Source organism: Bacillus sp. 105MF (genome assembly GCF_000374885.1).
Lineage (GTDB): Bacteria > Bacillota > Bacilli > Bacillales > Bacillaceae_G > Bacillus_A > Bacillus_A pseudomycoides.
Genome location: NZ_KB895572.1, coordinates 12,805 through 29,288, shown reverse-complemented (window position 1 = coordinate 29,288; position 16,484 = coordinate 12,805). Strand labels below are relative to the sequence as shown.

Below are 16,484 nucleotides of genomic sequence, written 5' to 3'. Positions count from 1 at the left end.
GATAAATATTTGTGTGAAAAATAAGAAAACCCCTTCCTCGCTATCAGGAAGGGATAACATATTTAACTAATTTTTGAATTTGCTACAGCATCTATCTTATGAAATCCTTTTAAGTAATATACAACTACCAATGCAATTAACCAAATTGGACCAACAATTAATGCAATTCGTGTATCCTCTGAATAAGCCATAATTCCTAATACTAATGTAAGGAAACCGAGTGAAAAATAAGAACTTAATGGATACAAAGGCATTTTATACGTTAAATTTTGCTTAGTTTGTGCTGGTAATCCTTTGCGGAATCGGATTTGGGTAACTAATATGATCCCCCATGTCCAAATTGCGCCGAACGTTGAAATACTAGTAAGCCATGTAAATACTTTTGCAGGAACAAGATAGTTTAAAATAACACCAGCTAGTAGGACGAAAGAAGTTGCTAAAATTCCTTTACTTGGAATCCCATTTTTATTCAAACGGCCGAACTTTTCAGGTGCCTTTTTTTGTTGCGCCAATGTAAATAACATACGTCCCGTACTAAATAGACCACCGTTACAAGAAGAAAGAGCCGCTGTTAAGACGACAAAGTTAATAATCCCTGCTGCTTTTGCTATACCAATTTGTTGGAATGTTAATACAAATGGACTTCCTTTATCGCCAAGTTCATTCCATGGATAAATTGCCATCATAACAAATAAGGCTCCAACGTAGAACAGTAAAATACGCCAAAATACGTTATCAATTGCTTTTGCGAGTGTTTTCTTTGGATTTTGTGCTTCACCAGCTGTGACACCGATGAGCTCGACTCCTAGATAAGCGAATAAAACCATTTGTAAGGAAAGAAGTAACCCAGAAAAACCATTTGGAAACCATCCGCCGTGTGACCAAAGATTTGAAATACCAGTGGCGATACCATCATTTCCAAATCCAAATAAAATAATTCCTGTACCAATTACGATCATACTGATAATTGTGACAATTTTAATTAAAGCAAACCAAAATTCAAGTTCCCCGAATACTTTTACAGATAAAAAGTTAAATGCACTCATTAATACGAGAGCCATTAATGCCCAAATCCAGCGCGGGATATCCGGGAACCAATACTCCATATAAATTCCAGCGGCAGTGATTTCTGCCATACAAGTAACAACCCATAAAAACCAGTAGTTCCATCCAGTAATATAACCTGCTAACGGTCCTAAATAATCATGTGCATATTTGCTAAAAGAACCAGCAACAGGCTGTTCAATTGCCATTTCCCCAAGAGCGCGCATAATGAAGAAGATAACGAGTCCAGCAATCATATAGGCTAATAGAATAGAAGGGCCAGCTAATTTAATAGCGGAAGCAGATCCTAAAAATAGTCCTACGCCAATAGCGGATCCAAGAGACATCAATGTGATGTGCCGTTGTTTTAGACCGCGGTTTAAATTTCCTGATTTGTTTGTGTTTTGCATAAGAAGCCTCCTTGTAGGATGAAAAAGTTTGAATACGCTTACTTGATGTTTAACTATTTTAAATTATAAAACATTTCTTTCTGTTATGCTACAAAAATAGTCGATGTATGCTGTACTATATCTATATTTGTCAGACCTAAACTTAAAATTCGAACTATTATTGAATATATTGACTCTTCTTTTTATTGGTTGGTAAGATTAAGTATTACATTTTCTCATATAATAGTAAGAAAAGAATGTGTGATAATAATTCATTGTGTAGGAAGGGTACTTAAGCATGTTTCAATTACAAAAGTATAACACTTCTGTGAAGCAAGAGATTTTAGCTGGCATCACAACGTTTTTTACATTTGCGTACATTCTTGTCATCAATCCGAAAATATTATCTGATGCAGGTGTACCTTTTGATCAAGCATTTACGGCAACCATTATTGCGACAGTTGTCGGAACACTATGTATGGCGTTTTTAGCAAATTATCCGATTGTCATTGCTCCAGCAATGGGGATGAATGCGTACTTTGCTTATTCTGTTGTACAAAAGGCAGAAGGCATTACATATGTCATTGCGTTTTCAGCAGTATTTGTAACAGGTATTATTTTTCTTTTACTATCCTTCACATCATTTCGTCAAAAGCTTATTGTAGCAATTCCAGATAGTTTAAAACAGGCTATTGCGGGTGGAATTGGGTTATTTATTGCTTTCATTGGTCTTCGTTTATCCGGGATTATCGTTGATCATCCATCTAATTTAGTTACAATTGGAGATTTTCATTCACCAGCTGTTATTTTAACACTAATTGGTTTAGTGTTAGCAGCAGTGTTAATGGCATTACGTGTGAGTGGTGCACTATTTATTAGTATGATTGTGACGGGCATCATTGCCTTTTTTACAGGTCAACTTAAGTTTGAGGATAAAATTGCAGCTATCCCTCACTTACCAAAGGGAATCATTGTTTCAAATCCGATGACTGCGTTATCTGATGTGATTGAATATGGATTATACGGAGTTGTGTTTTCATTTTTACTTGTACTGTTATTTGATACAACCGGTGCCTTGCTTGGTTTAATTAAACAAGCTGGTTTAAGTACAGATAACACTGAAAAACGTTTCGGTAAAGCATTTATTGCTGATGCAATCGGTGGTACAACGGGAGCAGTATTCGGGACAAGTCCGACAGCAGCAACGATTGAATCATCAGCGGGAATTGCAGCAGGTGGTAAAACAGGATTAACAAGTATTGTAGTAATCTGCTTAACGATAGTTACTGCATTTTTCAGTCCTGTTATTGCCTCTTTATCAAGTGTAGCAGCAATTACTGCTCCATCATTAATCATTGTAGGAAGTCTAATGGCACAAAGTATTCGCGATATTAACTGGAATGAATTTGAAGATGCATTACCGGCGTTTTTAATTTTCGTAGGGATTCCATTAACATCTAGTATTGCGAATGGAATTGCACTTGGATTTTTAATCTATCCTATCTTAAAGATTGTGAAAGGGAAAGGGATGGAAGTTCATCCGCTTCTTTATTTCTTTGCGATTTTGTTTGGATGTCATTTATTTTTATAATGAGATAGAAAAAGGTACTCCTCATAGGTAGTACCTTTTTTCGTGTATAATAAGGTAAAACTTTTATTCGTAGAAATGGATAATTCGTTATGAAGAGAGAAATTGCATTTCAATAATAATGTAATTTAATAATGGAATATATAAGTTACAATTAATAGTGAAGGAGGGGCATGGATTGGCTGTAAGTAAAATAAAGGTCGCTCGTGTTCAGTTAGATTTAACACAACAACAATTAGCAGAAAAAGTAGGAGTTACACGGCAAACGATTAGTTTAATTGAAAAAGGAAAATATAATCCTTCTTTAGATTTGTGTTTAAAAATTTGTTATGCCGTAAATCAAACGTTAAATGATTTATTTTGGGAGGATAAGGAGTGAAGGATATCGATGAGGATCGTGAAAGATGAACGCTTAATGATTCAAGGACTAAAACATACTAGAATGGCATTTGTTTTACAAAACCTTGTGATATTAGGTATGGTTTTTTACCGTTATGTCATAAAAGGAGTGGGATATGAAGGGGTTTCTGATTTACTGATGTTATTTATAGTTGGGATAACAGTAGTAAACTTTTTAAATTTAAAACAGTCAGTAGATGTATATGAAGGCGGAGAACCGGTGAAACGAAGCTATTTTTTCAAATTGTTATTGCTCCCTATTACACTTGCAATTGTAATTATGGGAATTAATATGATTGTAACACCAAATACTTCTTTAAAGGGCACAGGACTAATTGGTCTTGTTATATTTATTTGTTTCTTGGTACCATCGTTATATGCTTACAATTATAGAAGAACAATACGATCTGAAGAGGATGAATGAGACATAGAAAAACCTTCCGCGCATATGGAAGGTCTTTCTATGTCTTTTAAAGAGAAAATATGAAAAATCCTCCACCTACCTCAAGCTCGTGTAGAGGTAGGTAGGGGTAGTTCAATTCATAATGTTTTATACATTAATTTATGAAGTCCAATTGGATGTATATCGAATATTTCACCATGCTCAAGGAATCCTAATCGCTTGTAGTAATCTGTAACGGTAATACGAGCATTACACCATAATATCTCTGCTTGACGCTCTTTTAAGATTACTTCAGCTTGTTGGATTAATGAGCTACCGGCATGCTGTTTCCGAAAGATAGGTACTGTAGCCATGCCTCGTAAACGATAGTGATGGTTACCCTGTAAGGAAGGGGGGATTTCATGAGAGAACGAAGCAATGCTAATGAGTTTATCATTTAAGAAGGCACCAAGATGAAAGGAATTTGTTTCGTAATCAGATGGGTATTTACAATCTTCCAACTGTTGAGTTGGACGTAAAATTTTTTGGCGTAGTTCGTATGTTTCGGAGGCGTCAATACATTTAATTGTAACCATACATAATCCACCTTTCTTATGAAGCTTTTTCTATGAGTTGTAAAAAGAAATAGGCCGGTGCAACACAAAGGCCTAATATGCTACAAGTACCAATAATAAGGGAAAGAAAGAGACAAAAGTATTTCGTTCCATTTGGCTTCTTCCACCCATAGCTGCAAATTTCAATGCTAATACCGATGAGAATAATGGCTACAAGTACCTCTGCTAATAATAAAAGAGCTAAAGTTGAAATAGACATAGTGTGATTCATCCTCATAATTTATGATAGTAATATTTTACCATAAGGAAGTAAGAATCTTAAGAAAAAAATTAAAAGTATTATGGTTTAGGGAAACAAGGAGTAATTGTTTTGTGTTATTTTTTACATGTCGATTTAAAAAGTCCCCTCTCAATTTTGAAAGGGGACTTTTTGCTATTCTAATATGCTTTTCATTGTATCAATGTGCTCTTTTGAGCCTGTTACAAGAAGTGTATCACCATTTTGTAATTTTGTATCACCATGTGGTATTAATGCTTTGTTACCACGGTAAATTTGGATGATGAGTACGTCACCTAGGAATGGCAAGCGACGAAGCGGTAAACCGTTATATGTATTACTACGTAATTCCACTTCGCGAACCGTTTCATTCGCAGTCGTAATTAAACGAACGAGACTCGGCTTATCAATGAGTGCACGTAATAAAATGCGTGTGGAGTTAATCGTCGAGAATACAGCAATATGCTCTTGCGTTGCTTTTTCCTGTAAAAGAGGATCTTCTACACTTGCAATGACATACTCAACGCCTAATTCTTTTGCGTGTTCTGCTAATAATAAGTTTTGCTCATCATCACTTGTTGCAACGACAACTCGATCGGCATCGAATGCTCTTTGTTCCTCCAATAAGTCTATCGTAATTGTATCTAGTTTTACGATTGGGAAGTCATGAGATTTTGCTTCCTCGGTATTTACTTTATTTTGACGCATCATGTATAGTGTTACATCATAATCTTCGCGTTTTAAATCAAGTGATAATGGAAGAGTGATTCGACTTGCACCAATAATAGAAACTCTTGGTTTTGGTGTTTCCACTTTTGGAAACATCTTTTTAAATAGTACAGGTGCAAAAATACATGTAATAACTGCACTCAAGATAAGGGAAGCAGACAGACTTGGACTAATAATATTTAATTTTTCACCAATTTGTGCTGCGGCAATAACTAAGGAAAGTGTAGATGTTAATAAAATAGCACTTCCTAATACGATATTATGTGGGTACCATTTTCGCAGTACGAGTGATGGTAATAATTTTGAAATAAAGAGTCCAACAATTAAAATTGGAATCATTAACATACTAGAAGGCTCTTTAAAAATAGACCATACTTCTAGATTAACACCAACCATTACAAAGAAAATTGGAATGAAGAAACCATATCCGATGGAATCGAGTTTTTCAACCATATCTTCATTTGGTGATAATAAGGATACGAGTACACCTGCTAAAAAGGCTCCTAAAATGTTTTCTGCACCAACAGATTCAGATAATCCGACTAGTATTAAAATAAGCGCAAAAACAGCACGTGTGTCAATTTGTACACTACCAGTTTTTAGGCTTTCCAGGTATGGAATATTTTTAAAGCGTCTTGCAACAAAGTAAATTACAATACCTGCCCCAAATAGAACGAGAAGAAGCCACATGCTCTGACCGCTTTCGGAGTTTAATCCAACGAAAACAGCGAGTAAAATCATTGTAACTAAGTCCGCAATAACGGCGACTAACAAAATAATTTGACCGATTGCTGTTTTTCCTAAGTTGTTTTCTTTTAGTGTTGGGACAACAACACCTAAAGAAATCGTTGAGATAATCAATGTCATGAACATCGCGTTATCTACAAATCCAAGCCATACAAATATAAGTGATAGGGCATAGGATAAGATGAAAATAAATAAGAAGATAATGCTTGCTGCTTGGAACGTATTGGGTTCATTCGTCTTATTCTTTTTCCCTTTTTGTTTAAAGATAGAAAAATCAATTTCTAAACCGCTTAAGAACATTAAGAAGATAAATCCTAGCGTTGATAAAACTTGTAGCCACATATCTGGCTCGATAATATTAAATCCACTTTTTCCTACAAAAATTCCTGCAATAATTTCTGCAACAACGACAGGAAGTGCTTTTAGTTTAAAGCGTTGTAACAAAAGGGGAATGAAAAACGCGATTGCGACAACAATCATAAGTGATAGGACTGAGGAATGGTGTTCCACTGCGTTCTCTCCCTTCAAATAATATAGTACTCATTTTAGCCATATTATAGGAAGAAAAGCAATGTATGTGAACTCGATTCCATAAAGAAAGAGTTTTCTTAACATTTGTCATAATAAGTATAGGTTTCATGATTATGTTTTAATTGCCGTAATGTGGATGATAAGAGAGGGGAAGAGAAAAAATAGTACGATAAATAAAAAAAGACTGCTGAAATTACCTCAGCAGTCTTTTTCATGTCCATTACATAGAGAAGAAAATCCAAACTGTACCAACAACCGTTACTGCAGCGATGAAAAAGTGGAATACGATTGTGATTGTTTGTATTACTCCTTCGCCTTCTGTCATGTGCATAAACATAACAAATTGCAATGCTGCTTGTGCCACTGCCATTACAAGAATGGCTGTTAAGATTGTTGAAAGTGGCAAGCTTGTATATAACGTTACATATACAGCGAGGAACGTTAATGCAAGCGATAAAATAAATCCGAAAACGTGTGACCATGGAAAACCGCTATGTGCGTTTGCTTGAGTATTGTTTTGTCCCATTATTACGCCACCATCCCATTCAAGTAAACTAGTGTGTAAATGAAGATCCAAACAACATCAAGGAAATGCCAGTATAAGCTGATAATAAACACTTTACGAGCTGTAACTGGTGTTAAACCTCGTTTTAAAATTTGGATAACAACACAAGTTGCCCAAATGATACCAGCTGTTACGTGGGCACCATGCGTTCCAAGAAGAACGAAGAATCCAGATAAGAATCCGCTTGTTTGGATTGTTGCGCCCTCTGCAACATAAGCCATAAACTCTTCAACTTCAAAGAAAAGGAAGCCTGCACCTAAAATTAATGTGAAGATGAACCATCCTAACATCGCTTTTTGGTTGTGCTTACGCATTTCATGAATTGCGATACCGCATGTAAAACTACTTGTTAAAAGTAGGAGCGTTTGAATTAAAAGGGTTTTAAGTTCAAACAGCTGAGCTGGTGTAGGGCCATCAGCCGTACGACCAGCAAGTACTAGATAAGAGGCGAAAAGTGTTGCGAACAGCACGATTTCAGCCCCAAGAAAAATCCAAAACCCTAAAATATTCAATCTGCTTTGTTCGGATTGATATTCTAGAGGTAAGCTTTTATCTAAAGCCGCCATTTCGTTTCACCTCTCATGCAACATGTTCTGTCTTTTTAATTTCATCTACGCTAACGTAATATCCGTCGTCGTAATCAAACGAGCGCCAGATCATACAACCTAACATACCAATACCACCGACAATTGCTAACCAGAACCAGCTAAATACTAATGCAAAACCTGCAAGACCGATAAGACAAGACATAATGATTGGAACGCCTGTATTACTCGGCATATGAATTGGTTTCAATTCTTCAGGTTTTGGTGTAATAGTTTCGCCGTTCTTCTTCATTTCCCAGAATACATCGCTAGACTTAATTTCTGGTAATTTTGCGAAGTTGTAATGTTGTACTGGAGATTGTGTTGCCCATTCAAGTGTACGAGCATCCCAAGGATCTCCAGTTACATCGCGCTCACCATGACGAATGCTATAAACTACGTTGTAGCATAATAAGGCGAAGCCAATTGCCATCATTACTGCACCGACAGATGCGATTTGGTTTAATCCGCCCCATCCAAGGTCTGCGGAGTAAGTGTACATACGACGAGTCATACCATCTAAACCTAAGAAGTACATTGGGAAGAAACAAATGTTAAATCCACTCATAAAGATCCAGAATGTCCATTTACCAAGGCGTTCATTTAGCATATGACCAGTCATCTTCGGATACCAGAATGTAAATCCAGCAAGCATCGCGAATACTGTACCAGCGATTAATACGTAGTGGAAGTGAGCGATTAGGAAGTAGCTGTTATGGTATTGATAGTCAGCTGCTGCCATCGCAAGCATAACCCCCGTAACTCCACCAATTACGAAGTTTGGTATAAATGCCAATGACCAAAGCATTGGAACTGTAAAACGGATACGACCTTTATAAAGCGTAAACAACCAGTTAAAGATTTTAACACCGGTTGGGATCGAAATTGCCATTGTTGAAATCGAGAAGAATGAGTTAACTGCTGGTCCTGCACCCATTGTAAAGAAGTGATGCAGCCATACAAGACCACTTAGAGCTGCGATTGCAACCATTGAATAAACCATTGCGGTATATCCAAATAAGCGTTTACGTGAGAATGTACTTACGATTTCAGAGAAAATACCGAATGCCGGTAAAATAACGATATATACTTCAGGGTGACCCCATACCCAGAACAAGTTCGCCCAAAGCATTGGCATACCGCCGCTTGCCATTGTAAAGAAGTGAGCATCAAATAGACGGTCGAATGTCATTAATGCAAGAGCAACTGTTAATACTGGGAATGCAAAGATGATGATGACACATGTAATTAAAATAGACCAAGTAAACATTGGCATTTGCATTAATTTCATGCCTGGTGCACGCATTTTTAAGATTGTTACCATGAAATTAATCCCTGTCATCAGCGTCCCGAGACCTGAAATCTGCAATGCAATTGCATAGAAGTTATTTCCTACTCCAGGTGAGAATTCTGTACCAGCCATTGGGAAGTATGATGTCCACCCAGCGTCTGGAGAACCACCGATAACGAAGGCGATGTTAAATAACATAGCACCTACGAAGAATAACCAAAAACTTAATGCATTTAAGAAAGGATATGCAACGTCACGTGCTCCAATTTGAAGAGGAACAACAACGTTCATAAGTCCCATAACAAACGGCATTGCCATGAAGAGGATCATAACTGTACCGTGTGTTGTAAATATACCATTATAGTGTTCAGCGTTTAAATATGTTGTGTCAGGGAACGTTAACTGGGCACGAATCATTAATCCGTCCATACCGCCACGGAACATCATTACAATTGCTGAAATGATATACATAACCCCAATTTTCTTATGGTCAACAGAAGTTAACCACTCATCCCAAAGCCATCTCCATTTTTTGTACTTTGTTAGCACAAAAAGGATCGCTAACGTCACAAGAACAATAGATACGTCCGCTCCATAGATAATCGGATCGCCTGTGACAAAAAATTCATCAAGCTTCACTATATTCACTCCAATCTGTCGGAATATTCGTTATTACTTTTTGTTTTTGTAGTAGTTGTAATCACAATATTCAAGTGATTTTGGATCTACGTATTTTAAATGTGTATTAGTGAATGTCATACGCCCTACTACACCAGGTTTAATGATTTCATTGTATTTTTCTTCTGTAAGTGGTTTAGCAGTTTCTTTTACTTCTTTTACCCACTTGTCATACTTTTCTTTTGTTTTTGCTTCAAGCTCAAATTCCATGTCAGTGAATCCTTCACCAGAGAAGTTTGCGCTACGGCCAATGTAAGAACCTGGCTTATCAGCCTGTAGATATAAGTCCATAATCATGCCATCCATTGTGTATTTCATACCACCAAGCTCTGGAATCCAGAAGGCATTCATTGGACCAACAGAAGTTAGTTTAAATTGAATTGGTACACCTGCTGGTACATTTAAATAGTTAACGGTTTCAATATTTTCCTCTGGATAACTGAATAACCATTTCCAGTTGGCAGATGTAACGTAAATTTCAACTGGTTTCATATCTTTTGTTTGCTCTGGCTGCTTTTCCGATGCAAATGTTGCTTTTACTGTTGGGATTGACAATGCAATCACGATGATAACAGGGAAAATAGTCCAGATAATCTCTAAAAGAGTATTACCGTGTATATCAGGTGGCTCATAGTCCATATTTTCTGGTTTTTCACGGTAACGAATCAAGATGACTGTAAACAAGATAAATACAATTGCAATAATCAACGACATGAGTATGAATGACCAAACGATTAAATCATACTGTGTTTTTGCAACAGGCCCCTGCGGATTTAATACTGCAAGTTTTTTATCACAGCCACCGAGGAACAAGAGTAGTGATAGTGGAAGAAGCGAAGCCAACTTCCAAAATTTTTTTTTCAGTTGCACGATTGAAAATCTCCTTTCTCCTTGGATTGAAACTATGCCAATAAAACAATATAAACCTATTAATTTATAGAAGGCAATAGTTTTTGTTATATTGTTAAAAAATAGACACAAATGCACACTTTTTACGGTGAATATCATTTGTAACTTGATAACATTGTAAACTATTTTTTTGATGAAAACATGATTGTAAAAATTTTAAGATAAATAAAGTTATACCAACATATCCAAGAAATAGAAAAAAACTATCTTATCATAGGATAAGATAGTTGAATATTTTATATATTTAGTTTATTCCTTGTGTAATATTTCGTTGCTTTTCAAATGTGACAACTTTTTTATATTTAATTTGATACAAGATGTAGCAAATAATCATAAATGGAATTCCGCAATAAAGTGCGATACGTTGATCCGGTATAAAAGCTAAACTAACGAATGTAATGAAATTTAAAGAAAAAGCAACAATTGGAACGATTGGATAAAGCGGTGTACGATATTTTAAATCGTTTATATTTCCGCCATTCTTTATAAAATCTCTTCGAAAGAAAAATTGTGAAGCAGCAATTGACATCCAGACGACAACTGCTGCCATCGCTGCAATTGATGTTAGTACTAAAAAGACTGTATCTGCTGCAAATACGCTTGTTAAAAGCGAGAGACTTGCAAAGACTAAGCTGAAAATTAAAGCATTCAGTGGTATTCCCTTTTTTGTTAATTTCGCAAATGCAGGACTTGCCATACCTTGTTTTGACATAGCCCAAAGCATACGTGAATTCGCGTATAATCCTGAATTTGCTACTGATAGTACAGCAGTAATAATGACAAAATTCATAATGTCAGCCGCATATGGAATACCAACTGTATCAAAAACAAGTACAAATGGACTTTCTACAAGATTAGCTTCCTGCCATGGAAGTAAACCAACAACAACAGCAATTGCTAGTACGAAAAAGAATAAAGTACGCCAAATTGTATTTTTAATTGCTTTTGGAATTGTTTTTTCAGGGTTTTCACTTTCACCTGAAGCAATTCCAATTAGTTCGGTTCCTTGGAAGGAATAATTTACAGTAATCATTGTGAGAAGAACAGCTAAGGCACCATTTGGAAATAATCCACCATTTTCGGTGAAGTTATGAAGCATTGGTGCGGGTTGCCCATTGAAATCTAAGAACCCAAACATAACAGCGCCTCCAAGTATAATGAAGACAACAATTGTTGAGACTTTTACACTGGAAAACCAAAACTCCGTCTCTGCAAATGCTTTTGTTGATAAAGCGTTTACAAGGAAAAGGATTACTGCAAATGTAACACACCAAATCCATGAAGATACGTCTGGAAACCAACGCTTCATTAAAATGCTAACAGTCGTTAGCTCTACCCCAACTGTAACAGCCCAGTTTAACCAATACATCCAGCCAACGACAAATCCAAAACCAGGTGAAATAAATTTGCTTGCATAACTTTGGAATGAACCTGCTTCTGGCATGGCAACGGATAATTCGCCAAGACAGAGCATTGTTAAATACATGACGAAACCACCAACTAAAAATGCAAGGATTGCCCCACCAGGTCCGGCATTATGGACGATTTGTCCTGATCCCATGAATAATCCCGTACCGATGACACCTCCGAGCGCAATCATAAAAAGGTGTCTGCTTTTCATTGTACGTTTTAAACTAGTTTGTTCTGTAGTTGTTTGATTCATATTCCCTTCACCCCGTACTTTTCTCTTGTTTGTTTTACTCAATGAATATTGAGCTTGCTTCGTTTCGCTAATCATCAGTGGGGGATAAAAAACATACTGATTGCAGTTTTCTTTATGTTCCTATACGAATGGATTACGTATATTTTCTGGGTGCTTGAGTAGTCATAAAAAACAACAACGAAACGATTAGTGTTCCTTGATTTTTGTTTTGTGAATAAAAGAAATTCAATTTCTTTAACCACATTAAACATTTTTAATTCTAGCAAAATATTCTGAAAATGTATATTAATTTTTCTTTTTATTACAAAAAATTAGAATTTTAAAACAGTTGAATTGAATAATAATTCATATAATCTTTCTAGCAAACTAGGTAGAAGAAAGGTACAATAAAAAGGATAGTGTTTGATGAAAATAATGATGTAATGGAGTTTTGCATATGTTTAAAAAATTCAAATATATATGTATTGTAGGAATTATACTTGTTGTTGCTATTTTTGTAGGGAAAAATAAAATTCTTCAAAAAGTACAAGCGTTACGAGTGAATTTTTTGTTTGATATGAAGGAAACAGCTATGATTGAAAATGTTCCATTTATAAAACAACTTCCGGAATTACAGCGAGGTTGTGAGGTTACGAGTTTAGCAATGTTATTGCAGTATAAAGGTGTACAAGTGGATAAGATGCAACTTGCAAGTGAAATCAATCATGTTCCATTTAAAGAAAATAATCTTCGAGGAAATCCTCATGAAGGATTTGTTGGAAATATTTATACGAAATCCGAACCAGGTTACGGTGTTTATCATGGGCCGATTTTTAAACTTGCAGAAAAATATGTACCTGAAAAAACGATTAATTTAACTGGAAGAGAGATTGAAGATGTATATAAAGTCATTAGTTCAGGCTCACCAGTATGGGTAATTGCAAATACAACGTTTCAACCGCTAGCTGAGGATAGTTTTGAAATCTGGAATACAAATAACGGTGATGTGAAAATTACATATTATGAGCATAGTGCAGTGGTTGTTGGGTACGATCAAAACTTTGTATATATGAATGATCCGTTAGCTAACAATCCGAATAAAAAAGTATCACGTTCTGAATTTGAAAAAGCGTGGAAACAAATGGGAAAACAAGCAATTACTATTTTATAAAAATAAAAGCTATCTAATGTTAGGTGGCTTTTATTGTAAGTTAAATATTCGGAATATTGTTTATTTTGTTTTTACTTCGAGCTATAATAACGTTTAGCTTAGTGAAGAAAGGAAGAGGATAGATGGGTGAAATCAAAGATATTGTTCTTTCTAAAGAACGATTAATAAAATGGAGAAGGCATTTTCACAGATATCCAGAGTTATCTTTTCAAGAAGAAAAAACATCTCAGTATATATACGACATACTTCAAACAATTCCTCATCTAGAAATTTCAAGGCCGACAAAGTACAGCATAATGGCAAGATTAATTGGTGAACAACCTGGAAAAGTGATTGCAATTCGTGCTGATATGGATGCCCTTCCAATTCAAGAAGAAAATCAATTTGAATTTGTTTCTACATATCCAGGAGTGATGCATGCATGTGGACATGATGGTCACATTGCAATGCTCCTTGGCACTGTATATGCGCTCGTAGAGCAAAGGGAAAAAATTAAAGGGGAAATTCGTTTTCTATTTCAACATGCTGAAGAAAATTTTCCAGGTGGTGCCCAAGAAATGGTTGCAGCAGGCGTGATGGAAAATGTGGATTATATTATCGGGGCGCATCTTTGGGCTTCTTTAGAAGTTGGCAAAGTTGGTGTGATTTATGGTCCAGCGATGGCAGCGCCTGATGTATTTAAAATATCAATAGAAGGAAAAGGTGGACATGCGGGTATTCCGCATGAAACAGTTGATAGTATTGCAATCGGTACACAAATAATTACGCAGCTCCAACAAATCATATCGCGTCTTACGAATCCGCTAGATTCTCTCGTTTTATCTGTAACGCAGTTTCATGCGGGAACAACGCATAATGTAATTCCAGAACAGGCAACAATTGAAGGGACGGTAAGAAGTCTGAAGCATGAATTACGAGAACAAACTGCGCAGCGAATTGAAAAGTTTGTTAAACATATTACGGAATCTTACGGCGCAAATTATACATTTTCATATGAGTACGGCTATCGTCCAGTTGTAAATGATGAACAGGTTACGCAATTTGTTGAAAATACAGCACTAGAGCTTTACGGAAGGGAACAAGTAGTTCGTTTAGAGCCGACGATGGCCGGAGAAGATTTTTCGGCCTTTTTACAAGAAGCGCCAGGCACATTTTTCTTTATTGGTGCTGGGAATAAAGAGAAGGGGATTGTGTATCCGCATCATCATCCTCGTTTTACAATTGATGAAGATGCTTTGCCGATTGGGGTAGAAGTTTTTGTTTCATCTGTTTTGAATTTTATGAGAAAAGGAGATAGTTGAACCAATCGGGCTTTTACGGACAGTTCATCTCCCACCTAACTTCTTTGCTCTCGCTGAATTTTGAGGTGGGAGTGTTACTGTCCGTTAATGCGGGATAAATAATTACATATGTAAGAGCTATCTTATAAAAGAGATAGCTCTTTTTGTATATATTTGTTTCTATTGGCGAAATCTAACTACAACTTGTTGAAAAGAAAGTTAGGTGGGGAATTTGTTAAAGTTAGATGCTAACTTATCTAAAATTACAAAGGAAATTCGAGAAAAGTTAGATTCACCTAATGATCTAACGGTTAGAGAATTTACACTTGCCGGTTGCTCTACACGTTGTGCGGTTGTTTTTTTATGCGGATTAACAGATAAAGATAATATTTATAAGTTTATTATCAGGCCACTTCAATATGAAGAATTACCAAAACAAGCTGCAATCATTCAAACTCTGCTGGATCGTTTCCTTTCTATTACAGAGGTGAGTATTGCAAAAACGTTTCCGGGGATTATAAATGCTCTTTTAGCTGGAGATACAATCGTACTAATTGATGACATTCCATCTGCGGTAGTTGTAAACAGTCGAGCGTGGGAAAAAAGAAGCCTAGAATCCCCAATTACAGAGGCACTAATTCGTGGGCCAAGGATTGGATTTAATGAGGATATCAATGTAAATAAAATGCTAATTCGTCGTAGCCTGCGTGATCCGAAGCTCAGGTTTCAATCTTATATCATGGGGGAACGTTCGCAAAAAGAAGTAACTTTAGTATATATAGATGATATTATTAATCCTTATTTTGTAGAAGAGTTAAATCGAAGGCTCCAATCGATAGTAACAGATATTGTTCTTGAAACAGGAACAATTGAACAGTTAATTCAAGATAATAATTTGTCGCCTTTCCCGCAATTTTTGAGTACAGAAAGACCTGATAATGTAGTCGCCTCGTTGGCGAAAGGAAAAGCGGCAATTTTAGTAGACGGATCTCCTTTTGCTCTCATTGCCCCACTAGTTTTGATTGATATATTTCAATCCGTAGAAGATCATTATGAACGTTGGATAATTGGAACGTTACTAAGGTTTTTACGAATGGGGGCTGGTATTATTGCAGTTTTATTGCCAGCTATGTATGTAGCTCTTGTCTCTTATCATCAAGGGCTGATACCATCAAAATTGGCTTATTCTATTGCTGGAGCGAGAGAAGGGGTGCCATTTCCAGCTTATATTGAAACGTTTATGATGGCGCTCACGATGGAACTGATAAGAGAGGCCGGTATCAGGCTACCAAAACCGATGGGGCAAACAATCGGAATTGTTGGTGGGCTTGTCATTGGAGAAGCGGCTGTAAGCGCTGGTATTGTAAATCCTTTTTTAGTAATTATCATTGCTGTAACTGCCATTGCTACTTTTTCTCTTCCGGTATATAGCATCACAATTACATTTCGAATTTTATTATTTGTATTCGTTTTAGCTGCTACAGTATTCGGACTATACGGTATTATTTTGGCTTTAATTGCGCTAGCAATTCATCTTACAAATTTAAAGAGTGTGGGAGTACCTTATACCACGCCTATTGCGCCAGCATTCTATAAAGATTGGCAGGAAGAAATTATTCGCTTACCAAAAGCGATGCTTAAGGAACGACCAGAATATTTGCAAACGAAGGATGATACATTACGTCCAAAGGAGCGGAAGTAAA

15 protein-coding genes are annotated in these 16,484 nt (G+C 36.2%); 6 read left to right on the top strand and 9 right to left on the bottom strand.

Annotated features, from left to right (window positions below; genetic code table 11):
* Positions 1-62: 62 nt before the first annotated feature.
* Positions 63-1,454 (bottom strand): amino acid permease, encoded by a 1,392-nt coding sequence (locus C564_RS0112385; protein WP_018765538.1) that lies wholly within the window; start codon positions 1,452-1,454, stop codon positions 63-65.
* Positions 1,455-1,731: 277 nt separating this feature from the next.
* Here C564_RS0112385 and C564_RS0112380 point away from each other — a divergent pair, with 277 nt between their 5' ends.
* The 3 genes from C564_RS0112380 (at position 1,732) to C564_RS0112370 (ending at position 3,844) form a co-directional block, all read left to right on the top strand.
* Positions 1,732-3,024: an NCS2 family permease gene (locus C564_RS0112380; RefSeq protein ID WP_003195288.1), complete on the top strand. Its 1,293-nt coding sequence runs from the start codon at positions 1,732-1,734 to the stop codon at positions 3,022-3,024.
* A gap of 175 nt (positions 3,025-3,199) precedes the next feature.
* The gene (locus C564_RS0112375) at positions 3,200-3,400 is read left to right on the top strand and encodes a helix-turn-helix transcriptional regulator (RefSeq protein ID WP_016113146.1); all 201 of its coding nucleotides are present in this window, start codon (positions 3,200-3,202) and stop codon (positions 3,398-3,400) included.
* 9 nt (positions 3,401-3,409) lie between these two features.
* Entirely contained in the window at positions 3,410-3,844 is a 435-nt protein-coding gene (locus C564_RS0112370; protein WP_018765537.1) for a hypothetical protein, read from the top strand.
* A gap of 116 nt (positions 3,845-3,960) precedes the next feature.
* Here C564_RS0112370 and C564_RS0112365 read toward each other — a convergent pair whose 3' ends face one another.
* The 8 genes from C564_RS0112365 to C564_RS0112330 all read right to left on the bottom strand — a co-directional run bounded on the left by C564_RS0112365 (position 3,961) and on the right by C564_RS0112330 (position 12,351).
* Entirely contained in the window at positions 3,961-4,398 is a 438-nt protein-coding gene (locus tag C564_RS0112365) for a GNAT family N-acetyltransferase (RefSeq protein WP_018765536.1), read from the bottom strand.
* A gap of 16 nt (positions 4,399-4,414) precedes the next feature.
* Positions 4,415-4,648: a DUF4022 family protein gene (locus C564_RS0112360; RefSeq protein WP_081621470.1), complete on the bottom strand. Its 234-nt coding sequence runs from the start codon at positions 4,646-4,648 to the stop codon at positions 4,415-4,417.
* Positions 4,649-4,810: 162 nt separating this feature from the next.
* The gene (locus C564_RS0112355) at positions 4,811-6,640 is read right to left on the bottom strand and encodes a monovalent cation:proton antiporter family protein (protein WP_018765534.1); all 1,830 of its coding nucleotides are present in this window, start codon (positions 6,638-6,640) and stop codon (positions 4,811-4,813) included.
* A 241-nt stretch (positions 6,641-6,881) separates the two neighbouring features.
* Positions 6,882-7,187 (bottom strand): cytochrome aa3 quinol oxidase subunit IV, encoded by a 306-nt coding sequence (gene qoxD, locus C564_RS0112350; protein WP_003195276.1) that lies wholly within the window; start codon positions 7,185-7,187, stop codon positions 6,882-6,884.
* A gap of 2 nt (positions 7,188-7,189) precedes the next feature.
* Positions 7,190-7,792, bottom strand: a complete 603-nt coding sequence (gene qoxC, locus C564_RS0112345) for a cytochrome aa3 quinol oxidase subunit III (RefSeq protein ID WP_003195274.1) — start codon at positions 7,790-7,792, stop codon at positions 7,190-7,192.
* A gap of 13 nt (positions 7,793-7,805) precedes the next feature.
* Positions 7,806-9,740 carry a cytochrome aa3 quinol oxidase subunit I gene (qoxB, locus tag C564_RS0112340; RefSeq protein ID WP_003195272.1) on the bottom strand — a complete coding sequence of 645 codons (1,935 nt, stop codon included), beginning with the start codon at positions 9,738-9,740 and terminating at the stop codon, positions 7,806-7,808.
* 33 nt (positions 9,741-9,773) lie between these two features.
* Positions 9,774-10,649 carry a cytochrome aa3 quinol oxidase subunit II gene (qoxA, locus tag C564_RS0112335; protein WP_003205897.1) on the bottom strand — a complete coding sequence of 292 codons (876 nt, stop codon included), beginning with the start codon at positions 10,647-10,649 and terminating at the stop codon, positions 9,774-9,776.
* Between the two features lie 283 nt (positions 10,650-10,932).
* Positions 10,933-12,351, bottom strand: a complete 1,419-nt coding sequence (locus tag C564_RS0112330; RefSeq protein WP_018765533.1) for an amino acid permease — start codon at positions 12,349-12,351, stop codon at positions 10,933-10,935.
* 436 nt (positions 12,352-12,787) lie between these two features.
* Here C564_RS0112330 and C564_RS0112325 point away from each other — a divergent pair, with 436 nt between their 5' ends.
* The 3 genes from C564_RS0112325 (at position 12,788) to C564_RS0112315 (ending at position 16,483) form a co-directional block, all read left to right on the top strand.
* Complete coding sequence (locus C564_RS0112325; protein WP_003195266.1) at positions 12,788-13,501, top strand: C39 family peptidase; 714 nt, start codon at positions 12,788-12,790, stop codon at positions 13,499-13,501.
* A gap of 122 nt (positions 13,502-13,623) precedes the next feature.
* On the top strand, positions 13,624-14,802 hold the full coding sequence (locus C564_RS0112320) for an amidohydrolase (protein WP_018765532.1): 1,179 nt from the start codon (positions 13,624-13,626) through the stop codon (positions 14,800-14,802).
* 202 nt (positions 14,803-15,004) lie between these two features.
* On the top strand, positions 15,005-16,483 hold the full coding sequence (locus C564_RS0112315) for a spore germination protein (protein ID WP_003195263.1): 1,479 nt from the start codon (positions 15,005-15,007) through the stop codon (positions 16,481-16,483).
* The last annotated feature ends 1 nt before the right edge of the window (position 16,484 follow it).